Raw genomic sequence first — 23,930 nt, forward strand, 5'->3', positions numbered from 1 at the left:
AAAAAAAAGCCCCGCTCATTCAGCGGGGCTTTTTGTTGCCAGCTAGCGGCGCATTACAGCGGATCGACCTTCAGGCACGAAACTGCATGGCGGAAACTGCCCTCCAGCAGCGGACGCGTCTTGGCGCACTCCGGCCCAGCGATCGGGCAGCGGGTGCGGAACACACAGCCGGTCGGCGGGTTGATCGGCGAAGGCAGCTCCCCTTCCAGCAACTGGATCTGCTTTTCCTTCTCCTTGTCCGGATCCGGGATCGGCACCGCCGACATCAGCGCTTTGGTGTAAGGGTGCTGCGGATTGTGGTACACCTCGTCATAGGTGCCCAGCTCCACCGCATGGCCCAGATACATCACCAGCACGCGATCCGAAATGTGCTTCACCACCGCCAAGTCGTGGGCGATAAAGATCAGTGACAGCCCCATCTCGCGCTGCAGCTGCTGCAGCAGGTTCACCACCTGCGCCTGAATCGACACGTCCAGCGCGGAGACCGGTTCGTCGCAGATCACCAGCTTCGGCTCGAGGATCAGCGCGCGCGCGATGCCGATACGCTGGCACTGGCCGCCGGAAAACTCGTGCGGGTAGCGGTTGATCAGGTTAGGCAGCAGGCCGACCTTCAGCATCATCGCCTTGACCTTGTCCTTCACTTCCTGACGCGGCATTTTCGGGTAGTAGGTGCGCAGCGGCTCGGCGATGATCTCACCGATGGTCATGCGCGGGTTGAGCGAAGCCAGCGGATCCTGGAAAATCATCTGGATATCGCTGCGGGTTTTGCGCCAGTCGGCGTCGCTCATGCCCAGCAGATCTTTGCCCAGCCAGGCGACGCGCCCGCTGGTGGCCTTCACCAGGCCGATGATGGCGCGCGCGAAGGTGGATTTGCCGCAGCCGGACTCGCCGACCACGCCCAGGGTTTCCCCCTCGAACAGCCGCAGCGTGACGCCATCGACCGCTTTCAGGGTTTTCGGCGGCTGCCAGAACCACTGTTTGTCGTCATGAATGTCGAAGTGCACTTTCAAATCGGCCACTTCGAGCAGCACTTTCTTGTCGGTTACCGTTGTCATACCAACGCCTCCACCGGTTTAAAGCAGGCGCGCAGGCGCCCTTCCCCAAATTGCTCCAACGGCGGAGCGCTCGCACACTGCTCCATGGCGTACGGGCAGCGCGGCTGGAACGGGCAGCCTTTCGGCAGCCGCAGCAGGTTCGGCGGGTTGCCGGGAATGGTCAGCAACGCTTCGCCTTCGGCGTCGAGGCGCGGCACCGCGTTCAACAGGCCGATGGAGTACGGATGGCTCGGCTGGTAGAACACCTCGCGCGCGCTGCCGTATTCCATGGTGCGGCCGGCGTACATCACCAGCACCTTGTTGCAGATGCCGGCCACCACGCCCAGGTCGTGGGTGATCATGATGATCGCGGTGTTGAATTCGCGCTTCAGCTCGTTGAGCAGCGTCATGATCTGCGCCTGGACGGTCACGTCCAGCGCGGTGGTCGGTTCGTCGGCGATCAACAGCTTCGGCCGGCACAGCAGCGCCATGGCGATCATCACGCGCTGGCGCATGCCGCCGGAAAACTCGTGCGGATACATGCGCATGCGCTTGCGCGCTTCCGGCATTTTCACCGCGTCGAGCATGCGTACCGACTCTTCGAAGGCTTCGCTTTTGCTCATTTTCTTATGCAGCATCAGCACTTCCATCAGCTGTTCGCCAACGCGCATATAAGGGTTGAGCGAGGTCATCGGGTCCTGGAAGATCATCGAGATCTCTTCGGCCCGCAGCTTGTTGAGCTGATTTTCCGGCAGGTTGAGAATTTCACGGCCGTTGAATTTGGCCGAGCCGCCGATGCGGCCATTGCTGGCCAGCAGCCCCATCAGGGCGAACGCGGTCTGCGATTTGCCGGAACCGGATTCACCGACGATGCCCAGCGTTTCGCCGGCGCGCAGGTCGAAGTTCAGATCGTTCACCGCCGTCACGTCGCCGTCCGGGGTGGAGAACGTGACGCGCAGGTCTTTCACGTCCAGCAGCGGCGACGTTTTGACGCCGGCGCCGGTTTGCAGTTGAGGATGTTCAATGGTGCTCATGATTGCACTCCTTAACGATCTTTCGGGTCGAGGGCGTCACGCAGGCCATCGCCGATAAAGTTGAAACAGAACAGAGTGACAACCAGGAAACCCGCCGGGAACAGCAGCAACCACGGTGAAACTTCCATTGAGTTGGCGCCGTCGCTGAGCAATGCGCCCCAGCTGCTGAGCGGCTCCTGCGTGCCCAGCCCCAGGAAACTGAGGAAGGATTCGAACAGGATCATGCTCGGCACCAGCAGCGAGGCATACACCACCACCACGCCGAGCACGTTCGGCACGATATGCCGCAGCACGATATTGCGCGTGGAGACGCCGCACACCAGCGCCGCTTCGATGAACTCCTTGCGCTTCAGGCCGAGGGTTTGGCCGCGCACGATACGCGCCATATCCAGCCACGACACCATGCCGATCGCCACGAAGATAAGCAGGATGTTCTGGCCGAAAAAGGTCACCAGCAGGATCACGAAGAACATGAACGGGAAGGAGTTGAGGATCTCCAGCAGGCGCATCATCACCGAGTCGACCTTGCCGCCCAGATAGCCGGACATCGCGCCGTAAAGCGTGCCGACGATCACCGCCACCAGCGCCGCCGCCACGCCGACCATCAGCGAGATGCGCCCGCCGATCGCCACGCGCACCAGCAGATCGCGCCCGGAGGAGTCGGTGCCGAAATAGTGCCCCGATTCCACGCTTGGCGCGGCGGACATCATCGCCCAATCGGTATCGTCGTAGGCAAATTGCGACAGCATCGGCGCCAGCACCACAAACAGCGTGATCAACACCAGAATGAACAGGCTGCTGACCGCCGCGCGGTTGTGCATAAAGCGCCGGCGCGCGTCTTGCCACAGGCTGCGTCCTTCCACTTCCAGCTTCTCGCTGAAGTGTTCCAGAGCTTCGCTGTTCTTTTTAGTCAACATCATTCGCGTGCTCCAGATTAATAACGGATTTTCGGATCGATGACCGCATACAGCACATCGACGATCGCGTTGAACAGAATGGTCAGTGCGCCCACCAGAATGGTCAGGCTCAATACCAGGGAGTAGTCGCGGTTCAGCGCGCCGTTAACGAACAGCTGGCCGATCCCCGGCAGACCGTAGATGGTTTCGATCACCATCGAACCGGTGATGATGCCGACGAACGCCGGCCCCATGTAGGACAGCACCGGCAGCAGCGCCGGCTTCAGCGCGTGGCGGAAAATGATGCGACGCATCGGCAAGCCTTTGGCGCGCGCGGTGCGGATGAAGTTGGAGTGCAGCACTTCAATCATCGAGCCGCGCGTGATACGGGCGATGCTGGCAATATAGGCCAGCGACAGCGCCACCATCGGCAGGATGATGAATTTAGGCGCGCCGCCGTTCCAGCCGCCGCCCGGCAGCCATTTCAGCGTGATGGCGAAGATCAGCACCAACAGCGGCGCCACCACGAAACTGGGTATCACCACCCCGGTCATGGCGAACCCCATCACCGTGTAGTCCCATTTGGTGTTCTGATTCAGCGCGGCAATCACGCCTGCGCTCACCCCCAGCACCACCGCCAGCAGAAACGCGGCCAGGCCGAGTTTGGCGGACACAGGGAAAGAGCCGGCGACCAGATCGTTGACCGAATAGTCCTTGTATTTAAAGGACGGGCCGAAGTCTCCCTGCGCAAGCTGCGCCAGATAATGACCGTACTGTTTCCAGATCGGGTCGTTCAAATGATATTTGGCCTCGATATTCGCCATAACTTCTGGCGGCAATGCGCGCTCCCCGGTAAATGGACTGCCGGGCGCCAGGCGCATCATGAAGAATGAGATGGTGATAAGGATAAATAGTGTCGGGATCGCTTCCAGCAAGCGACGAAGTATAAATTTAAGCATTGCCCTAACCCTGTGCGACAGCCTGATGACGGCTTATTATTCTCAACATGGGCCGGCGGCCTGCGCCGCCGGCTCTTACCGTATCAATGCTTGATGATGTACAGGTTTTTGTCGTACACGTTATCAAGCGGGTCTTTGCCGGTGTAGCCACCGACGTAAGGTTTCACCAAACGGGCGTTCACGTAGTAATACAGCGGAACGATGGCGGAATCCTTATCCAGCTGAACTTCCGCTTTCTGATACAGATCGGCGCGCTCGTCTTTGGTCTTCGCGGTCAGCACGTTGGCCATCAGCTTGTCGAACTCGGCGCTCTTGTAGTGCGGGGTGTTACTGCTGCTGTCGGACAACATCATGTTCAGGAACGAACTCGGTTCGTTGTAGTCGGCGCACCAGCCGGCGCGCGCCACGTCATAGGTGCCCTGATGGCGGGTATCCAGGAAGGTTTTCCACTCCTGGTTCACCAGCTTCACGTCCACGCCCAGGTTTTTCTTCCAGATGGAGGCGGCGGCGATCGCCAGCTTCTTGTGCAGGTCTGAAGTGTTGTACAGCAGGGAGAAGGTCAGCGGTTTACCCGGGCCGTAGCCGGCTTCCGCCAGCAGTTTCTTCGCCGCTTCGTTGCGTTTTTCCTGCGTCCAGCCGAACCACTCCGGCGGGGTCAGCTTGGCGCCGTCGGTGTATGGCGGCGTAAAACTGTAGGCCGGCAGATCGCCCTGGTTTTTCACCTTGTTGACGATGATGTCGCGATCCATGCCCAGCTTCAGCGCTTCACGCACGCGCGCATCGGTGAACGGCGCCTTCTGGTTGTTGATTTCGTAGTAATAGGTGCACAGGTAAGGATCGACATGCACCTCTTTCGGGATCTCTTTCTTCAGCTTCTGGAACAGTTCGATCGGCATGTTGTTGTAAGTCATGTCGATTTCACCGGTGCGGTAGCGGTTAACGTCGGTCACTTCCGACGAAATAGGCAGGAACGTCACTTTATTGATGATGGTTTTGGCGTTATCCCAATATTCCGGGTTGCGTTCCAGTACGATGCGTTCGTTGACAATCCAGTCTTTCAGTTTGTAGGCGCCGTTGCTGACGTAGTTGGCCGGCAGCGTCCACTTCTCGCCAAACTTCTCCACCGCGTCTTTGTAAACCGGCTTCATGGCGTAGTGCGGGGTCATTTCAACCAGATAAGGCACCGACTCGCTCAGGGTCACCTGGAAGGTGTGGTCGTCGATGGCCTTCACGCCCAGCGTCGACTTGTCTTTTTTACCGGCGATGATGTCATCGACGTTTTCCACATGGGCGTACTGCAGGTAGCTGGCGTAAGGCGACGCGGTTTTCGGATCCACCACGCGCTGCCAGCTGTAGACGAAATCTTGCGCCGTTACCGGCTTGCCGTTGGACCATTTGGCGTCTTTACGCAGGTGGAAGGTCCAGACTTTGAAATCCTTGTTATCCCAGCTTTCCGCGACGCCCGGCACGATGGAACCGTCCGGGCTGTTGTTCGCCAGGCCTTCCATCAGATCGCGGGTGACGTTGTTTTCCGGCACGCCCTCGATTTTGTGCGGATCCAGCGACTGCACTTCGGAACCGTTGTTTTTGACGATTTCTTGCTTGTCGGCCAGCTGCACGCCTGCAGGAACGTCGGCGGCAAAGGCGGAGGTGGTTGCTGTGATGCCCAGCGCGGCGATGACGCCGGCGGCAATGAGCGTTTTCTTCGTGATGTTGGTCATACTTATCGACTCCAGTTTTTTATTATCACAGGCTCTTCGTGGAACCTGCGTTGCCCGTAAGCGGACTCTGTTTTCCCGCCGCCGCGGAACGAATGCGGCGGCCGGCCTTCCCTATATTCCTCAGCGAACTAGCGCCAGGAATACCCCTTTTACTGCTTGATAATGTACAGATTTTTAACGTCGGTATAGTCCAGCGGATCTTTGCCGGTAAACCCGCCCACCGTCGGCTTGATCAACCGCGCGCTGACGCGGTAATAAACCGGGACCAACGCGGAGTCTTTGTCCAGCTGCGCTTCCGCCTGCTGATAGAGCGCGGCGCGCGCGGCCTCATCCGGCGCCTTCAGCGTGGCGGCCATGATGGCGTCGAACGCCGGGCTCTTATAGAACACGGTATTGATGCTGCTGTTGGACAGCACCAGGTTCAGGAACGCGCTGGGCTCGTTGTAATCCCCGCACCAGGTGGCGCGCGCCACGTCGTATTGCCCCTGATGACGGCTCTCCAGCGACGTTTTCCATTCCTGGTTGCGCAGCGTGACCTCAGCGCCCAGGTTCTTCTTCCACATCGACGCGGCGGCGATCGCCTGCTGTTTGTTTTGATCGGAGGTGTTGTACAGCAGCGAGAATTTCAGCGGCTTGGCGTCGCTGTAGCCCGCTTCCGCCAGCAGTTTCCTGGCTTCAGCGTTGCGCTGTTCCTGGCTCCAGCCGGCCCACGCGGGTTGCGTGAAGTTAGCGCCTTCCGTGAAGGTCGGCGTGAAGCTGTAGGCCGGGATCTGCCCCTGGCCCATGATCTTGTTGGCGATGATGTCGCGATCCAGCGTCATCTTCACCGCCGTACGCACGCGCGCATCGGTGAACGGCGCCTGCTTGTTATTGAGCTCGTAATAGAAGGTGCACAGATAAGGGTTAACGTGCAGCTGTTCAGGCATTTCGCGCTTCATCTTGACGTACAGGTATGGCGGAATGGCGCTGTTGGTGATATCGATCTCGCCGCTGCGGAAGCGGTTAACGTCGCTGACTTCCGAGGTAATCGGCAGGAAGGTCGCCTGATTGATCACCGTCTGCTTGTTGTTCCAGTAGCTCGGGCTGCGCTCCAGCACGATGCGCTCGTTCACCACCCACTCTTTCAGGCGGTAAGCGCCGTTGCCGACGTAGTTGGCGGGCAGCGTCCATTTATCGCCGAATTTCTCCACCACCGCCCGCTTGACCGGTTTGAGCGACGTGTGGCTCAGCATGCTGATGAAATACGGCACCGGCTCGCTCAGCGTCACCTGCAGCGTCTGGTCGTCCAGCGCCTTGACGCCGAGGGTCTGCGGGCTCTTCTTACCGGTCAGGATGTCGTCGATATTCTCGACTTTGGTGTATTGCAGGTAGCTGGCATAGGGCGAGGCGATTTTCGGATCGGCCAGACGCTGCCAGCTGTAGACGAAATCTTGCGCGGTCACCGGGCTGCCGTCGCTCCACACCGCGCCGGGACGCAGGTGGAAAGTCCACTGCTGATAATTCTGGTTTTCCCAGCTCGCCGCCGCCGCCGGCACCACATGCCCGTTGGCGTCGGTGCTCACCAGCCCTTCCAGCAGATTAAGAATGATATTGCTTTCCGGTACGCCCTCGACCTTATGCGGATCCAATGAAGCCACTTCGCTACCGTTGTTGATCACAATATTCTGCTGCTGCGCCAACTGAACGCCGGCCGGCACCTGCGCCGCCCAACCGCTATTTACGGCGCCGACGCTCAGCGCGCCGCTAATCAACAAGGTCAAAGAAGTACGCTTCAGGGTTTGCTGCATAATCGAGGCTCCTTTTCACCGACAAGCATCGCTTATCGAAGTTTGTGAAGTGTTTATAAGAATTCTAAATAAACGGATACCAGCAAAAATCATTCCCGTTTTTATGGCGCATTTCAGTTAATTGACCACGGGAAAGTTGCTCGGAAATTAGCAGAAGCCAAATTCCATAGCCAATAAATTTTACGAAAATGTTAAGCAATTCTCTTTTATCGCCCGAAGCCCGATCCGTCCCCTGCGTTCGAGGCCAAGAAAAACCAATGTCATTGATATGATTTTAAAGGCAAAAAAACCGAATTCATTTCAATTGAAACCGTCAGCACGATCTCACCGCCGCGAAAAGAAACATTCAGTTAACAATCCAATCATTCAAAGAACAAACACCTGTCTACGGGCGGTTAATCACTAATAACACCTGGATGAAAGTGAGACAAGCCCCACAGAATGATGTGACTAATTTAACAACAGCTTTACCGTTGAACGGGGGCAAAATGCGCGAAAAGGGGGGAGGAAAAGTGTTTGAAATAACGCTCAGCGTTTTTTTTGAGCAGCAACATGAGATTTATGCAACATAAGAGTGCAACGGCATAATTTTTATTCACTCTGTGCACTATAATAATGCGAACCAATAAATAATTTAAACTTTAAAATTAATTTTAGCCGCGCCGACGCGAAAGGTACGCGGCTAAACAAAGGGTATTACAACAGGCCGGGGAATATCGCCTTAATGCCGGTAACGATAAACTCGATGCCGAGCGCCATCAGCAACAGACCCATGATACGGGTGATCACGTTGATGCCGGTCTGCCCCAGCAAACGCACCAACAGCGGCGCGGCGCGGAACAACAGCCAGCAACAAAAGGCGAACAAGGCGATCGCCACCGTAAAGCCGAGCAGGCTTTGCCAGTTGTGATAACGGGAACTCCACACGATGGTGGAACTGATCGCCCCCGGCCCCGCCATCAGCGGCAGCGCTAGCGGCACCACGCCGATGCTTTCGCGGATCGCGCTCTCCGATTTCTCCTGTTTGTTTTGCTTGTCTTCCCCCAGCTTGCCGCTGATCATCGACATGGCGATGGTCACCACCAGAATACCGCCGGCGATGCGGAACGAATCGATAGAGATGCCGAACATCCGCAGGATCCCTTCGCCCAGGAACAGCGACGTCCACAAAATGATGGCGACCGACAGGTTGGCGGTCAGGTTGGTTTTATTGCGCCCCGCTTCCGCCTGGTAGCTGGTCATGCTGATAAACACCGGCAAGATGCCCACCGGGTTGACCAGCGCAAACAGACCGACAAAGAACTTGATAAAGCCGGAAAGATCCAACAGAGATTGGCCCACAGATGCTCCGCATTAATCGCTATAAAAAAGGTGTGCTGCCTATGCGCGCTAATGTAATGGAATTGGCGCGGGTAATCCATCCGGCCAAAGCAGCATTTTTGACTGTCAGCAAGTTATGCAACGAAACAAATGCCCTTTGTTAAAGTGATGTATGGCCTTTTGATTTTTTATGTTGAAAAAAGAGTCATCGCTCACAGTTATCAAGAATGATTCCCAACACCGGCAAGCTGAAAGGTGTCAGCTTGCACTTTTCATGATTTAGATCACAAATCGACTACCCAACAGTAGGTAAGCTCTTAGTCGTAGTCAGGGAGTAGAACAAAGTCGGCGGCAACCCAGCCGGTTCCCTTCTCCTCACTGCCTGCCCCTCCGGTTGGCGTAGGGTGAAGCTCTTTAAGCAAATCAGCAGCATGCGAAGAAATAACGCGGGAAAGCCCCGGTATTCAAATCACCGTTTATTCCCGTTATGACTATACTAGTGGCTCGCACGGCTTATTTACTGAAAGAGTTTAACATTATCAGGAGAGCATTATGGCTGTAACGAATGTCGCTGAACTGAACGAGCTTGTCGCACGTGTCAAAAAAGCCCAGCGCGAATATGCCAACTTCACTCAAGAGCAAGTGGATAAAATTTTCCGCGCTGCCGCCCTCGCCGCTGCTGATGCCCGTATCCCGTTGGCCAAAATGGCCGTGGAAGAATCCGGAATGGGTATCGTCGAAGACAAAGTGATCAAAAACCACTTCGCTTCCGAGTACATCTACAACGCCTATAAAGATGAAAAAACCTGTGGCATCCTGTCTGAAGATGACACCTTCGGTACCATCACCATCGCCGAGCCTATCGGCCTGATTTGCGGTATCGTCCCTACCACCAACCCAACTTCTACCGCGATCTTCAAAGCGCTGATCAGCCTGAAAACCCGTAACGGCATCATCTTCTCGCCGCACCCGCGTGCGAAAAATGCCACCAACAAAGCCGCCGATATCGTGCTGCAAGCCGCTATCGCCGCCGGCGCGCCGAAAGACATCATCGGTTGGATCGACCAACCGACCGTCGAACTGTCCAACCAGCTGATGCACCACCCGGACATCAACCTGATCCTGGCCACCGGTGGCCCGGGCATGGTGAAAGCCGCCTACAGCTCCGGCAAACCGGCCATCGGCGTCGGCGCCGGTAATACGCCGGTGGTGGTAGACGAAACCGCAGACATCAAGCGCGTGGTCGCGTCTATCCTGATGTCCAAAACCTTCGACAGCGGCGTTATCTGCGCTTCCGAACAGTCGGTCATCGTCGTCGACTCTATTTATGATGCGGTACGCGAACGCTTCGCTTCGCACGGCGGCTATCTGCTGCAGGGTAAAGAACTGAAAGCGGTGCAGGACATCATCCTGAAAAACGGCGGTCTGAACGCGGCCATCGTCGGGCAATCCGCACCGAAAATCGCCGAGATGGCAGGCATCAAAGTGCCGGCCAACACCAAAGTGCTGATCGGCGAAGTGAAGCTGGTCGACGAGTCCGAACCTTTCGCCCATGAAAAACTGTCGCCGACGCTGGCGATGTACCGGGCCAAAGACTTCGAAGACGCCGTCGCCAAAGCCGAAAAACTGGTCGCCATGGGCGGTATCGGCCACACTTCCTGCCTGTACACCGACCAGGATAACCAAACGGCTCGCATTGCCTACTTCGGCGATAAAATGAAAACGGCTCGCATCCTGATCAACACCCCGGCTTCTCAGGGCGGTATCGGCGACCTGTATAACTTCAAACTCGCGCCTTCGCTGACGCTGGGTTGCGGCTCCTGGGGTGGTAACTCCATCTCTGAAAACGTCGGACCTAAACACCTGATCAACAAGAAAACTGTAGCGAAGCGAGCAGAAAACATGTTGTGGCATAAACTTCCGAAATCGATCTACTTCCGCCGTGGCTCGCTGCCTATCGCGCTGGAAGAAGTGGCGACCGACGGGGCAAAACGCGCCTTCATCGTGACCGACCGTTTCCTGTTCAACAACGGCTATGCCGACCAGATCACCAAGGTTCTGAAGTCTCACGGCATCGAAACCGAAGTGTTCTTCGAAGTGGAAGCCGACCCGACGCTGAGCATCGTGCGTAAAGGCGCCGAGCAGATGAACTCCTTCAAACCGGACGTCATCATCGCGCTGGGCGGCGGTTCGCCGATGGACGCTGCGAAAATCATGTGGGTGCTGTACGAACATCCTGAAACCCACTTCGAGGATCTGGCGCTGCGCTTCATGGACATTCGCAAGCGTATCTACAAGTTCCCGAAAATGGGCGTGAAAGCGAAGATGATCGCTATCACTACCACCTCAGGCACCGGTTCGGAAGTCACGCCATTCGCCGTCGTGACCGACGACACCACCGGGCAGAAATACCCGCTGGCCGACTATGCGCTGACCCCGGACATGGCGATTGTCGACGCCAACCTGGTGATGAACATGCCGAAATCCCTGTGTGCCTTCGGCGGTCTGGATGCGGTCACCCACGCGCTGGAAGCCTACGTCTCGGTGCTGGCGAACGAATACTCCGACGGCCAGGCGCTGCAGGCGCTGAAACTGTTGAAAGAGTATCTGCCGGCCAGCTATAAAGAAGGCGCGAAAAACCCGGTTGCTCGTGAACGCGTGCACAACGCCGCCACCATCGCCGGTATCGCTTTCGCCAACGCCTTCCTTGGGGTTTGCCACTCCATGGCGCACAAGCTGGGTTCGGAGTTCCACATTCCGCACGGCCTGGCCAACGCGATGCTGATTTCCAACGTTATTCGCTACAATGCGAACGACAACCCGACCAAGCAGACGGCCTTCAGCCAGTACGACCGCCCTCAGGCGCGCCGCCGCTACGCTGAAATCGCCGACCACCTCGGCCTGAGCGCTCCGGGCGACCGCACCGCGCAGAAGATTGAGAAACTGCTGGCCTGGCTGGACGAGCTGAAAACCGAGTTGGGCATCCCAACCTCCATCCGCGAAGCGGGTGTGCAGGAGGCGGACTTCCTGGCGAAAGTCGACAAGCTGTCGGAAGACGCGTTCGACGACCAATGCACCGGCGCCAACCCGCGCTATCCGCTGATTGCCGAACTGAAGCAAATCATGCTGGATACCTTCTACGGCCGCGAATTCAGCGAAGCGGTAGAAGAGGAAGCTGCCGCTCCTGCTGCCGCCAAAACCGCGGTAAAGAAGCCCAAGAAATAACGGTTCCGTGAACCGATAGAAAAACCCGCCACACGGCGGGTTTTTTATTGCGCCCGAGGCGCTGCATTTCGACTCAGGTCACCAAAACGCTTCAGCGGGCTTTGGCGGCGTTTTCTCCCCTACTCCAGGGAGTGAATCGCCTCTTTATAATGCTTGCGGCAGACGGAGACATAGCTCTCGTTACCGCCAATCACCACCTGCTCACCGGCGTGCATCGCCTGGCCGTTTTCATCCAACCGCAACACCATATTGGCTTTGCGCCCGCAGTGGCAGATGGTTTTCAATTCCACCAGCTTATCAGCCCAGGCCAGCAAATATTGGCTGCCGATAAACAGCTCACCGAGAAAATCGGTACGCAGGCCGTAGCACAATACGGGAATGTCCAGTTGGTCCACCACATCGCACAATTGCTCAACCTGGGCCTTGGTCAGGAACTGGCTTTCATCCAGCAGCACGCAATGCACCGGCTGCTGTTGATGCTCCTGCTGAATCATGGCGTACAGCATCGAGTCGTTGTTATAGAGCTGGGCCTGCGAGGATAAACCGATGCGCGAGCTGACTTTGCCCACCCCAAAGCGGTGATCGATCTCCGCGGTGAACACCAGCGTGCGCATACCACGTTCTTGATAGTTATATGAAGACTGTAGCAGCGCGGTGGACTTGCCGGCATTCATCGCAGAGTAATAAAAATAAAGTTGAGCCATGGCCCCGCAACTCCGATGGTATAAGAAATATTCAAATGTTGATTAGGACGGTGAGTGTACCATAACCCGCCCCCCGGCTCAGCCCAAAGCGAGCGAATATTGCGTTCGCCGTAATAATGCGCTTTCAAGCGAAACATATCCTTCTGTCGGCCCGTTCTTTTTACCGCTATTTACAGGATAATGTATGCCTGTCATCACTATTAATTCTTGCTAATGGTTAAGCCGGTCATTTGCCGATTAATGCATAATCCCCCCTTTCACCTCGGCAGGCGCCGCGACCGCGGCGGAGTGCTTGCCTATTATACGTGAGGCCAATACAGGGCATTTAATCGCCTTCGTTCTCCCCCGACGTTTCCTGACGCAATCTTTACCCAGATACCCCTATTGTTTACAATGTCTGCCTCGTCATGACGTGATTAAGCCCACAGAACCCATTGTAATATTGATATAAATTACAGCGATAACTTATCGATGAAAGCCTTGTGCCACGCGCATTTTAAAGCATGCCTGCTGAAATTTTGACTTAAGTGCGGTGAGGGTAATAGTTAACAGCCCTTCCTATATTAGTCGGACAGATCCGATTAACGGTTTTTTAAAAGGTAAATTTGAGTATTCAAGTCAATTTGGCTATTGCAGAAAGGAAAATAGCACTCTATTATTATCGAGACGCCCCCCACCAATATAATTTGAGACTAGGACAATGAGCGAAGCATTAAAGATTTTGAACAACATCCGCACTCTGCGCGCCCAGGCAAGAGAATGCACACTGGAAACGCTGGAAGAAATGCTCGAGAAACTGGAAGTTGTTGTGAACGAACGTCGCGAAGAAGACAGCCAGGCTCAAGCAGAAATCGAAGAACGCACCCGTAAACTGCAGCAATACCGCGAAATGCTGATTGCTGACGGTATCGATCCGAATGAACTGCTGCAAACCATGGCTGCCAACAAGGCTGCCGGCAAAGCAAAACGTGCAGCACGTCCTGCTAAATACCAATATAAAGACGAAAACGGCGAACTGAAAACCTGGACCGGCCAAGGCCGTACCCCTGCGGTGATTAAGAAAGCTATCGAAGAGCAAGGTAAATCTCTGGATGATTTCCTGCTGTAATAGCGATTCAGTCCGTATCTGAAAGGCTCCCTGCGGGGGGCCTTTTCATTTTAAAGCTTATAGCCGTGATCCCGCCTCATCCCTTTTCTTTTAGTAAATATCCTAATTCGCATTTTCCTCCTTGCACGAAATCCCAGTGAAAAAAAAGGGCCCTAAGGCCCCTTTATCGCATTTACCCTCGTTCAATTATTGAACCTGGTAGAATGCCTTATACCAATCAACAAAGCGCTTCACACCCTCTTCAACGCTGGTTTCCGGCTTAAAACCAATGTCACGATAAAGCTCTGCGGTATCCGCGCTGGTATCCATCACGTCGCCAGGTTGCATCGGCAGCATATTCTTGCGGGCCGTTACCCCCAAAGCCTGCTCCAATGCCGTGATATATTCCATCAGTTTAACGGGGGAGTTATTGCCGATATTATAAACATGATACGGCGCGGAACTGGTCGCCGGCGATCCCTGTTCAACGGTCCATGACGGATCTGCCTGCGGAATAACCGCCTGCAGCCGCACAATAGCCTCGGTGATATCATCAATGTAAGTAAAGTCACGGTGCATTTCACCGTGGTTATATACATCGATGCTCTCCCCCGCCAATATGGCCTTGGTAAACTTGAACAGCGCCATATCCGGACGCCCCCAGGGACCATATACGGTAAAGAAGCGCAGCCCCGTCGTCGGAAGACCGTATAAATGAGAGTAGCTGTGTGACATCAGCTCATTGGCTTTTTTGGTTGCCGCATACAGTGACACAGGGTGGTCGACAGAATCTTCGGTAGCAAACGGCAGCTTGCGATTGAGGCCATAAACAGAGCTGGAGGACGCGTAAAGTAAATGCTCGACCTTATTATGCCGGCAGCCTTCCAGCACGTTCAAATGGCCGATCAGGTTGGCGTCCGCATAAGCCAACGGGTTGACCAGCGAATAACGCACGCCGGCTTGCGCGCCCAAATGAATGACGCGCTGAAACTGATGCTCGGCGAACAATGCCGCCATGCCTTCGCGATCGGCCAAATCCAGCTTGATAAAGCAGAATCCCGGCTTATCCGCCAGTCTGTCCAGACGGGCCGTTTTCAGGCCCACGTCATAATAGTCATTCAGGTTATCGATGCCGACAACCTGATGCCCGGCGGTCAACAAACGCTCTGCAACGTGATAACCAATAAACCCTGCGGCGCCTGTAACCAGGAATTTCATGGTCACTCCTTAAATAACCGGTTTAATCGATGCGCCGCGGCCAATCGCATAGTAGGTAAAGCCACGATTCGCCAAACGCTCCGGATCGTACAGGTTACGTCCATCGAAGATCACCGGCTGTTTCAACGCACCCTTGATCACGTCGAAGTCCGGCGCGCGGAAATTCTGCCATTCGGTGCAAATCACCAGCGCATCGGCGCCGTGCAACGCAGCCTCTTTGGTGCCCATCAGTTTCAGATCGTCACGCTGGCCATAGATGCGCTGAACTTCGTTCATCGCTTCCGGATCGTAGGCTTGAACGGTGGCGCCGGCAGCCCACAGTTGCTCCATCAGCACGCGGCTGGAGGCTTCACGCATGTCATCGGTATTCGGCTTGAACGCCAGGCCCCACAGTGCGAAGGTTTTGCCCTTCAAATCGCTGCCGAAATAGTCTTTGATAAAGCTGCTCAGCTTGTCTTTCTGTTGGTAGTTGACCTGCTCTACCGCCTGCAACAGCTTCGGTTGGTAACCGATCTGCTCCGCCGTGCGGATCAAGGCCTGCACATCTTTCGGGAAGCAAGAGCCACCGTAGCCACAGCCAGGGTAGATGAAGTGATAGCCGATGCGTGAATCGGAACCGATGCCCTGGCGCACTTTCTCGATGTCCGCGCCCAGCATTTCCGCCAGGTTGGACATTTCGTTCATAAAGCTGATTTTGGTCGCCAACATGCAGTTGGCGGCGTATTTGGTCAGTTCCGCGCTGCGGATATCCATCATGATCATACGATCGTGATTGCGGTTAAACGGCTCGTACAGCTCGCGAATAGGTTCGATCACCTCTTTATTATCGGTACCGATCACGATGCGCTCAGGGCGCATGCAGTCAGCCACCGCGGCGCCTTCCTTCAGGAATTCAGGGTTGGACACCACGTCGAACGGCACGTTGCTGCCGCGCTTAGCCAGCGTTTCCGCCATCACCTGGCGCACCTTGTCCGCCGTGCCGACCGGCACGGTGGATTTGTCGATCACCACTTTGCGATCGGTCATGTGCTCGGCGATGGTGCGCGCCACCGCGGTGACATATTTCAGATCGGCGGAGCCGTCCTCATCCGGCGGCGTGCCGACGGCGATAAACTGGATATTCCCGTGCGCCACGCCCGCTTTGGCATCGGTGGTGAAATGCAGGCGCCCGGCCTCATAGTTTTGCTGCACCAGCGGCGCCAGGCCCGGCTCAAAAATCGGGATATTCCCTTTTTTCAGGTTTTCGACTTTTCGCTCATCAACATCGATGCACATAACGTCATGGCCAACTTCAGCCAGCACCGCGGCCTGTACCAGCCCCACATAACCAATACCAAAAACTGTTACTTTCATGTGAAAATCCTAGTTTTTCAAATTAAGACGAAAGATCAAATTACTTCTTGTCAGCGGCAACAACCTGTTGCAGCCACTGAGAAAATTCTTTGCCCAGGCTGGCATGACGCATGCCGTACTCTACAAAAGCCTGCATGTAACCCAGTTTGTTACCGCAGTCATGGCTCACACCTTTCAGATGATACGCTTCCACCGTTTCCTGCTGCATCAGCATTTCGATGCTGTCAGTCAGCTGAATTTCATCGCCGGCGCCTGGAGGCGTTTTCGCCAACAGCGGCCAAATATCGGCGGACAACACGTAACGCCCGACAATCGCCAGGTTGGAAGGCGCTTTATCCGGCGACGGCTTCTCGACCACGCTGACCATCGGCGCGCTTTCGCCCGGTTGCAGATCGACGCCCTTGCAGTCGGCTACGCCGTAGTTTCCGACATCCTTATGCGGCACGGGTTCAACCATGATTTGGCTAACGCCGGTGGTTTCGAAGCGCTGCAGCATTTCGTGCAGGTTGTCTTTTTTCGGATCGGCGCTGTATTCGTCGAGGATCACGTCAGGAAGCACCACCGCGACCGGCTCATCGCCCACCATCGGGTAGGCACACATAATTGCGTGCCCCAGGCCTTTGGCATTGCCCTGACGAACCTGCATCACGGTAACGCCTTTCGGGCAGATCGACTGCACTTCATCCAGCAATTGGCGCTTGACGCGTTTTTCCAGCATCGCTTCGAGTTCGAAACTGGTATCAAAATGGTTTTCGATCGAGTTCTTGGAGGAGTGGGTGACCAGCACAATCTCGTTAATCCCCGCCGCAATGCACTCATTGACGACGTATTGGATCAGCGGTTTATCAACCAGCGGCAGCATTTCTTTCGGAATGGCTTTGGTGGCCGGCAACATCCGCGTACCCAAGCCTGCAACCGGGATCACGGCTTTTCTGACTTTGCGATTTACAGCAGGCATTATTTCCTCTCTTAAAGCTAAAGCGCTCATTTTATGAGCTTGGGCTCGATATAAAAAAACCTTCGGAGTATACCAGCTTATACGCGCCGAGCATTAGCCGGAACACAAATAGAAAACATTTAGGACTATTACCCGTTCGGATAATCGGGAGAATAAATAAACGGTTTAATTACCGATAAGTGAATAGCTTAAGATCTCGCCGATCGCTGCCTGTTATTCAGCGCTGAGCATCAGCCGCAATCGGCCACCGCTGCCCCATACCTGACACTGCCAGGCGGCACAGCGCTGACTGATCTGATTCATGTAGGTAGCTCCCAGCGTCCCCAGCGGCACGCCGTTGTTCAGCTGGATTTGATTGTCACCGGTATTGACGTTGGCATGCAGCCCGGCGGAAACCAGGATCAGGTTTTTATTTTCGGCGTGATAATATCCCAACAACAGAGGGAATTGACCGTCTAATTTCCCCTGCCGCAATAATTGATTAACCTGCTTTAACAATGCCGACATTTGCGGCAGACGATGCTGTTGATTAGCCAGATGATCTTGCAGCAGCCCATTAAATAACGCGCGCAACAGCAAAGCCGCCAATACGCCATTATCGCCGGCGCGCGTGACGTCCAGACAATAGAATGCCAGATCCTTTTCTGACAAGGCGGCGATATCCAGCACCAGGCCGGGATTTTCGCCGGTGGTTAACTGCCGATAGTTGATCCGGCAATGCGCAATGGTCTGCTGTACCGGTGGCTGCAATTGTTTAAGCAGTTTGACGGCTTCGGAAGGATTTTTGCTCAGCGCGTCCCAATCCTGAAACAGTTCAACCTCTTCAATCGCCTGGGAGGTGAACATATTGGGGTATAAGCACGCCAGCACCGCTTCACGCAGGCGGTTGAGATCGGTCAGCGGCTTGAGCAGCACATCCTGCACGCCCAACCGCAGCACCTTGGCGATGTCCGCCATCTTGTCGGTGGCCGAGATCACCAGCACCGGGATCTGTACCCCCTGCAAACGCAGGTGTTCAACGAATTCGATACCGCCCATTTCCGGCATCGCGAGATCGCACAGAATCAGATCCGGCTTGAAGTCATCGACGGCACTCAACGCCTGTAAACCGTTGGTCGCCTCGCCGGTTTCAGCGCCCAGCGAGGCCAAATAACCGACCAGCACCGAACGAAAAACCTGTTCGTCCTCAACGATCAAGATGCGCTTGTGAGTAAGTGGTAATGCCATCAGCCGAGCCTCGTCCCTTTCCATAGTGTAATAGTGGCTCAAAAAGGTCACTTATGCTCGTCTGAAACAGACTGACCGCGCAATGCCAACCGAGAACCGAGAATTATCTATTTTTTATCAACGGCAACAACCGATCCAGTTGTTTTTCCACCGCCAGCAATCCCGCTTCGATCGCTTCATTGGCGCGGTGGAAATCCAGCGTCGAGATTTGCGGGCAAAAAGGTTGAATCAGCACATCCGGCGGATCGCTCGCCATCCGGTTGCGCTTCAGGCGATTTTCCAGCATTTGAATCGAGGTGCCCATGACCTCCATCGCCGTGGGCGCCGTCGCCGGTTTGCGCTGCCGCATTCTGCCGATGCGCTCCCGCAGACGCCCGCGCCAGGTGGCCGCAGGCGCATCGTCCGGGCTTTCTTCCTCGATACGTATCGAGAACAGATCCTGCTGCATCAGGTGCGCGTCATGCTGCAGATCGACCGCGATGACGATATCGGCGCCCATGGCGCGACAAAGCGACACCGGCACGGGATTGACCACCGCGCCATCCACCAGCCAATAGCCGTCGGCCCACACCGGTGCCAACAGGCCAGGCATGCTGCAGGAGGCGCGTATCGCCTGATGAATATCACCTTCGGTCAGCCACAGCTCACGCCCGGTGCTGAGATTGGTCGTCACGGCGCCGAACTTCAGCGCACATTCGGCGATATCATTGATCTTCAACAACTGTCCGACGGCGTTAAACACCCGCTCGCCGCGCAACAGGCCGCCACGGTGCCAGGAAAAGTCCATCAGGCGAATCACGTCCCAATAGCTGAACGATCGCACCCACTGCTCCATCGCCGGCAAACGGTGGCTAGCGAACGCCGCCCCCACCAACGCGCCGACGGAGCAACCGGCCACGATATCAACCTCAATCCCCAGTTTCTTTATCGCATTAATCACGCCGATGTGCGCCCAGCCTTTGGCCGAGCCCGCCCCCAGCGCCAGTCCGATCTTGATTTGCCGCATAGCGCCATCCTCGCGGTGAAAGGTGTTCTCTGCTTTCAGGGTAGATTGTCACTGACGAATATTGTTAGGTAACATATGCGCTAAATTCATTTTCTGCCTCGTGTTCTCAGGAGTTATTTTGCCCGAATCATGCCCATGCGGCAGCGGACAGGCGTATAACGCGTGCTGCGCCCCTTTTATCAGCGGCAATCAGCCGGCACCCACGCCCGGTCAGCTGATGCGTTCACGCTTCACCGCCTACGTGAGTCATAACGTCGACTATCTGATCGCCACCTGGCACCCCGACTGCGGCGCCGAAGCGTGGCGCAATGCAATCGTCGACAGCTTTAAAAATACCGAATGGTTAGGCCTGACGATCGTGGAAGAGAAAGCCGGTCATGAGCCGGATGAAGGCTTCGTCGAATTCATCGCCCGCTTTATCGATGGCGAAAGCGGCGAACCACAGGCGATGCATGAGCGCTCGCGCTTCCTTCGTCGCGATCAACGTTGGTATTATATCGACGGCACCAAACCCCAGCCCGGCAGAAATGCGATGTGTCCCTGTGGCTCAGGGAAAAAATACAAGAAGTGCTGCGGGCGCTAGCCGGCCGGCGCTTCACGTTTACGCCTGCGCAGACAGGCCGTTCAGTATCAGACAGGATCCTCAAACCCATGCCACACCAAAATGTACAACGGAAAGTGTTACGCACCATCTGCCCGGACGCCAAAGGGCTGATCGCCAAGATCACCAACATCTGTTACAAGCACGAACTCAATATCGTGCAGAATAATGAGTTCGTCGATCACCGCACCGGGCGTTTCTTCATGCGCACCGAGCTGGAAGGCATTTTCAACGACAACACGCTGCTGGCCGATCTGGACAGCGCGCTGCCGGAAGGTTCGTTGCGTGAGCTGCACAGCACCGGGCGCCGTCGCATCGTGGTGCTGGTCACCAAAGAGGCCCACTGCCTGGGCGATCTGTTGATGAAAAGCGCCTATGGCGGCCTCGACGTTGAAATCGCCGCCGTGATCGGCAACCACGACACGCTGCAATCGCTGGTGGAGCGTTTCGATATTCCTTTCCATCTGGTGAGCCACGAAGGCTTGACGCGTGAACAGCATGACCGCGAAATGACGGCCAAGATCGATCAATATCAGCCGGATTACGTGGTGCTGGCCAAATATATGCGCGTGCTGACCCCGGCCTTCGTGCAACATTATCCGAATCAGGTGATCAACATTCACCATTCGTTCCTGCCGGCGTTTATCGGCGCGCGCCCTTATCACCAGGCCTATGAGCGCGGGGTAAAAATCATCGGCGCCACCGCCCACTACGTTAACGACAATCTCGACGAAGGCCCGATCATCATGCAGGACGTGATCCACGTCGATCACACCTATTCCGCCGAGGATATGATGCGCGCCGGCCGCGACGTGGAGAAAAATGTGCTCAGCCGCGCGCTGTATCAGGTGCTGGCGCAGCGCGTCTTCGTCTACGGCAACCGCACCGTTATTCTGTAATCGCTCAATAAATCGGTGCATTTCGTTCAGGGATGCACCGCCAAGAATAAAAAAACGGCAAACGATTCATTTTCTGCATTTCAATGCTTTACACATCCGCTTCATTTGATATGATGCGCCCCGCTTACCGAGACAGCGCTCTCGCAAGCAAGGCCAGTTAAATAGCCATGTATATGGTGGGGTTCCCGAGCGGCCAAAGGGAGCAGACTGTAAATCTGCCGTCACTGACTTCGAAGGTTCGAATCCTTCCCCCACCACCATCTTCTCTCCGCCAGGAGCGAGGACGCAGTAAAGAAACCGGCCAGGTTTCTTCCGGATAAAACTGGAACGACAATTTGTAAATCCATGAATACCATGGTGGGGTTCCCGAGCGGCCAAAGGGAGCAGACTGTAAATCTGCCGTCACAGACTTCGAAGGTTCGAATCCTTCCCCCACCACCATCTCTTTATAGAAAACCCCAAATAAACTTAAAGCACATCGCCTCCATAATGCTCCGCACCGGGGAAGGATGAGAAGCTTCGACAAGGTTCGAGTCTCACGCAGTGAGACAACGCGCTTCAGCGCGGCCCGCAGGGTGAGTCGCGCAGCGACGAATTATCCTTCCCCCACCACCATCTCTTTATAGAAAATCCCAAATAAACTTAAAGCACATCGCACCCATAATGCTCCGCACTGGGGAAGGATGAGAAGCTTCGACAAGGTTCGAGTCTCACGCAGTGAGACAACGCGCTTCAGCGCGGCCAGCAGGGTGAGTCGCGCAGCGACGAATCATCCTTCCCCCACCACCATCTTTTATAAAATCCCCCAAACCTCATCAAAGCACATCGCATCTATCACTCCGCTTCGGGAAAACTCACACCGTCGAACGGCACTCTCATCCGGCGTTTTATTTCCGCCTCCCAGCCGTAACTTGAACTCCGGCCGACAATTCGCTATACCACTGGCTTCTTTAGTGCAGTAAGGAACAGGTGGATGCGAAACAATATTTGCGTTTTTTGTGGCGCCAGCGAAGGCGTCAATCCCGCTTATGCCGAGCAGGCTCGTCAACTGGGGCAGCTGCTGGCCGCACAGGGGCGCCGTTTAATCTACGGCGGCGGCAAAAAAGGATTGATGGGGATCGTGGCGGACGCGGTGTTGGCGGCGGGCGGTGAAGCTGTCGGCATTATCCCCGAGCGCCTGGTTGAAGCGGAAACCGCGCATCGCGGCCTGACTGAATTGGAAGTGGTGCCGGATATGCACACGCGCAAAGCCCGTATGGCGGCGCTGGCGGACAGTTTTATCGCCCTGCCCGGCGGCATCGGCACGCTGGAAGAGCTGTTTGAAATCTGGACCTGGGGGCAAATCGGCTATCACAACAAACCGGTCGGCCTGCTCAACGTCAACGGGTTCTACCGCCCGCTGAGCCAGTTCCTCAAGCACGTCGCCGATCAGGGCTTTATGCGCCACGACTACCTCGGCACCCTGCACATCAGTGAATCGGCGCAAACGCTGCTGCAACAGTTTGACGACTATCAACCCAAAAATTACGACCGCTGGGCGAGATAAAGCCGCTGCGCAGCCAGCGGTCCCGCCGCTGTCTGCGTTACATTTCCCGCCAAACTCTGCTACTATCACAGCACATTTTTATCGTGAAAACGGCACCGCTCATGAAGTTTGTCTCTTTTAATATCAATGGACTGCGCGCGCGTCCGCATCAGCTGGCGGCAATTATCGAACAGCACCAGCCCGACGTGATCGGCCTGCAAGAAACGAAAGTTCACGACGACATGTTCCCGCTGGAAGAAGTCAGCCAGCACGGCTATCACGTGTTCTATCACGGGCAAAAAGGCCATTACGGCGTAGCGCTGCTGACCAAAGCGGAGCCTCTGGCCGTGCGCCGCGGTTTCCCGACCGATGAAGAAGATGCGCAGCGTCGCATCATCATGGCCGATCTGGCTACGCCGCAGGGCACGCTGACGGTGATCAACGGCTACTTCCCGCAAGGTGAAAGCCGCGACCACCCGATCAAATTCCCGGCTAAAACACGCTTTTATCAGGATCTGCAAAACTACCTGGAGCAGCAGCTGTCGGCTGAATCCCCAGTGTTGATTATGGGTGACATGAACATCAGCCCAAGCGATTATGACATTGGCATCGGCGAAGACAGCCGCAAACGCTGGCTGCGCACCGGCAAGTGTTCCTTCCTGCCGGAAGAGCGCGAATGGATGGAGCGCCTGCTGAACTGGGGGCTGGTGGACACCTACCGCCACGCCAACCCGGGGCGCAGCGACGAATTCTCGTGGTTCGACTACCGCTCCAAAGGGTTCGACGACAACCGCGGCCTGCGTATCGATCTGCTGCTGGCCAGCACCCCGCTGGCTTCGCGCTGCATCGCCACCGGCATCGATTACCAAACCCGTGGGATGGAGAAACCTTCCGACCATGCGCCGGTGTGGGCGGAATTTACGCTGTAAACCCATCACCCCGGCGCTCGCCGGGGTTTTACTCTGTGAAGCCAATGAAAATTATCGACGTGGTAGCCGCCATTCTGGAACAGAACGGCCGCATTTTGCTGGCCCAGCGCGGCGCAGGCAGCGATCAGGCCGGTCTGTGGGAGTTTCCCGGCGGCAAGGTTGAAGCCGGCGAAAGCCAGCCAGAGGCGCTGGCGCGCGAGCTGGATGAAGAGTTGGGGATTTGCGCCCGTATCGGCGACCATGTGGGCAGCAATCAGTGGCAGCAAGGCGAACGCCTCATCCGGCTGCATGCCTGGCGAGTCGCGGAGTTCTCCGGTGAATTGCAGCTGCATTGCCACTCGGCGCTGGTCTGGGTCACGCCGCAACAGGCGCAGGAATACGCCCTGGCGCCCGCCGACGTTCCACTGCTGGCGGACTATATCGCCGCGCAAGGCGATGCGCGCTGAG

At 56.0% G+C, this 23,930-nt stretch carries 20 protein-coding genes, 2 tRNA genes and 2 other RNA genes; 11 read left to right on the forward strand and 13 right to left on the reverse strand.

Features of this window, described 5'->3' with window-relative positions:
* Window positions 1-53: 53 nt before the first annotated feature.
* The 7 genes from oppF to ACJ8IM_RS00395 form a co-directional block, all read right to left on the reverse strand.
* On the reverse strand, window positions 54-1,055 hold the full coding sequence (gene oppF, locus ACJ8IM_RS00365) for a murein tripeptide/oligopeptide ABC transporter ATP binding protein OppF (protein ID WP_230116451.1): 1,002 nt from the start codon (window positions 1,053-1,055) through the stop codon (window positions 54-56).
* Window positions 1,052-2,068, reverse strand: coding sequence for an ABC transporter ATP-binding protein (locus tag ACJ8IM_RS00370; RefSeq protein ID WP_033634782.1), 1,017 nt, complete (start codon window positions 2,066-2,068; stop codon window positions 1,052-1,054). Before ACJ8IM_RS00370 ends, oppF begins: the two co-directional genes overlap by 4 nt.
* 11 nt (window positions 2,069-2,079) lie before the next feature.
* A complete protein-coding gene (oppC, locus tag ACJ8IM_RS00375; RefSeq protein ID WP_033634783.1) occupies window positions 2,080-2,988 on the reverse strand; it encodes an oligopeptide ABC transporter permease OppC in 909 nt (302 codons plus the stop codon).
* Between the two features lie 14 nt (window positions 2,989-3,002).
* Window positions 3,003-3,923, reverse strand: coding sequence for an oligopeptide ABC transporter permease OppB (gene oppB, locus ACJ8IM_RS00380; RefSeq protein ID WP_033654356.1), 921 nt, complete (start codon window positions 3,921-3,923; stop codon window positions 3,003-3,005).
* Between the two features lie 83 nt (window positions 3,924-4,006).
* Complete coding sequence (gene oppA / locus ACJ8IM_RS00385; protein WP_033647597.1) at window positions 4,007-5,644, reverse strand: oligopeptide ABC transporter substrate-binding protein OppA; 1,638 nt, start codon at window positions 5,642-5,644, stop codon at window positions 4,007-4,009.
* Window positions 5,645-5,793: 149 nt separating this feature from the next.
* Complete coding sequence (locus ACJ8IM_RS00390; RefSeq protein WP_033654358.1) at window positions 5,794-7,431, reverse strand: ABC transporter substrate-binding protein; 1,638 nt, start codon at window positions 7,429-7,431, stop codon at window positions 5,794-5,796.
* 696 nt (window positions 7,432-8,127) lie between these two features.
* Window positions 8,128-8,772, reverse strand: coding sequence for a YchE family NAAT transporter (locus ACJ8IM_RS00395; protein ID WP_015378089.1), 645 nt, complete (start codon window positions 8,770-8,772; stop codon window positions 8,128-8,130).
* 531 nt (window positions 8,773-9,303) lie between these two features.
* On the opposite strand from ACJ8IM_RS00395, the gene adhE reads away from it, so the two are divergent.
* Window positions 9,304-11,976 (forward strand): bifunctional acetaldehyde-CoA/alcohol dehydrogenase, encoded by a 2,673-nt coding sequence (gene adhE, locus ACJ8IM_RS00400; RefSeq protein ID WP_038877249.1) that lies wholly within the window; start codon window positions 9,304-9,306, stop codon window positions 11,974-11,976.
* Between the two features lie 119 nt (window positions 11,977-12,095).
* Here the strand turns inward: adhE and ACJ8IM_RS00405 are convergent, their stop codons facing one another.
* The gene (locus ACJ8IM_RS00405) at window positions 12,096-12,680 is read right to left on the reverse strand and encodes a thymidine kinase (protein ID WP_033634789.1); all 585 of its coding nucleotides are present in this window, start codon (window positions 12,678-12,680) and stop codon (window positions 12,096-12,098) included.
* Between the two features lie 700 nt (window positions 12,681-13,380).
* Here ACJ8IM_RS00405 and hns point away from each other — a divergent pair.
* On the forward strand, window positions 13,381-13,788 hold the full coding sequence (hns, locus tag ACJ8IM_RS00410) for a histone-like nucleoid-structuring protein H-NS (protein ID WP_004932170.1): 408 nt from the start codon (window positions 13,381-13,383) through the stop codon (window positions 13,786-13,788).
* Window positions 13,789-13,974: 186 nt separating this feature from the next.
* On the opposite strand, the gene ACJ8IM_RS00415 is transcribed toward hns, so the two are convergent.
* The 5 genes from ACJ8IM_RS00415 to rssA form a co-directional block, all read right to left on the reverse strand.
* The gene (locus ACJ8IM_RS00415) at window positions 13,975-14,985 is read right to left on the reverse strand and encodes an NAD-dependent epimerase (protein ID WP_033654362.1); all 1,011 of its coding nucleotides are present in this window, start codon (window positions 14,983-14,985) and stop codon (window positions 13,975-13,977) included.
* Between the two features lie 9 nt (window positions 14,986-14,994).
* Complete coding sequence (locus tag ACJ8IM_RS00420; RefSeq protein ID WP_033634791.1) at window positions 14,995-16,338, reverse strand: UDP-glucose dehydrogenase family protein; 1,344 nt, start codon at window positions 16,336-16,338, stop codon at window positions 14,995-14,997.
* A 40-nt stretch (window positions 16,339-16,378) separates the two neighbouring features.
* A complete protein-coding gene (gene galU, locus ACJ8IM_RS00425) occupies window positions 16,379-17,296 on the reverse strand; it encodes a UTP--glucose-1-phosphate uridylyltransferase GalU (RefSeq protein ID WP_033634792.1) in 918 nt (305 codons plus the stop codon).
* A gap of 213 nt (window positions 17,297-17,509) precedes the next feature.
* On the reverse strand, window positions 17,510-18,523 hold the full coding sequence (gene rssB, locus ACJ8IM_RS00430) for a two-component system response regulator RssB (protein ID WP_033634794.1): 1,014 nt from the start codon (window positions 18,521-18,523) through the stop codon (window positions 17,510-17,512).
* Between the two features lie 103 nt (window positions 18,524-18,626).
* Window positions 18,627-19,529: a patatin-like phospholipase RssA gene (gene rssA / locus ACJ8IM_RS00435; RefSeq protein ID WP_033654364.1), complete on the reverse strand. Its 903-nt coding sequence runs from the start codon at window positions 19,527-19,529 to the stop codon at window positions 18,627-18,629.
* Between the two features lie 118 nt (window positions 19,530-19,647).
* Between rssA and ACJ8IM_RS00440 the strand changes: the two genes are divergently transcribed.
* From ACJ8IM_RS00440 to ACJ8IM_RS00480, 9 genes are all read left to right on the forward strand, one after another.
* On the forward strand, window positions 19,648-20,112 hold the full coding sequence (locus ACJ8IM_RS00440) for a YchJ family protein (protein WP_033634796.1): 465 nt from the start codon (window positions 19,648-19,650) through the stop codon (window positions 20,110-20,112).
* A 68-nt stretch (window positions 20,113-20,180) separates the two neighbouring features.
* Window positions 20,181-21,029: a formyltetrahydrofolate deformylase gene (gene purU, locus ACJ8IM_RS00445; RefSeq protein WP_016927485.1), complete on the forward strand. Its 849-nt coding sequence runs from the start codon at window positions 20,181-20,183 to the stop codon at window positions 21,027-21,029.
* 175 nt (window positions 21,030-21,204) lie between these two features.
* Window positions 21,205-21,289 (forward strand) — tRNA-Tyr (locus ACJ8IM_RS00450).
* A gap of 96 nt (window positions 21,290-21,385) precedes the next feature.
* A tRNA-Tyr gene (locus ACJ8IM_RS00455) sits at window positions 21,386-21,470 on the forward strand.
* 47 nt (window positions 21,471-21,517) lie between these two features.
* A non-coding RNA gene (locus tag ACJ8IM_RS00460) (RtT sRNA) lies at window positions 21,518-21,644 on the forward strand.
* Between the two features lie 47 nt (window positions 21,645-21,691).
* Window positions 21,692-21,818, forward strand: a non-coding RNA gene (locus ACJ8IM_RS00465) — RtT sRNA.
* A 184-nt stretch (window positions 21,819-22,002) separates the two neighbouring features.
* The gene (locus ACJ8IM_RS00470) at window positions 22,003-22,575 is read left to right on the forward strand and encodes a TIGR00730 family Rossman fold protein (protein ID WP_101455576.1); all 573 of its coding nucleotides are present in this window, start codon (window positions 22,003-22,005) and stop codon (window positions 22,573-22,575) included.
* A gap of 101 nt (window positions 22,576-22,676) precedes the next feature.
* Window positions 22,677-23,483, forward strand: coding sequence for an exodeoxyribonuclease III (gene xthA, locus ACJ8IM_RS00475; protein WP_033647602.1), 807 nt, complete (start codon window positions 22,677-22,679; stop codon window positions 23,481-23,483).
* 44 nt (window positions 23,484-23,527) lie between these two features.
* Window positions 23,528-23,929 carry a pyrimidine (deoxy)nucleoside triphosphate diphosphatase gene (locus ACJ8IM_RS00480; RefSeq protein WP_033654369.1) on the forward strand — a complete coding sequence of 134 codons (402 nt, stop codon included), beginning with the start codon at window positions 23,528-23,530 and terminating at the stop codon, window positions 23,927-23,929.
* The last annotated feature ends 1 nt before the right edge of the window (window position 23,930 follow it).

This window comes from Serratia sp. CY33525 (assembly GCF_052169115.1).
In the GTDB taxonomy this organism is placed as follows: Bacteria; Pseudomonadota; Gammaproteobacteria; order Enterobacterales; family Enterobacteriaceae; genus Serratia; species Serratia sarumanii.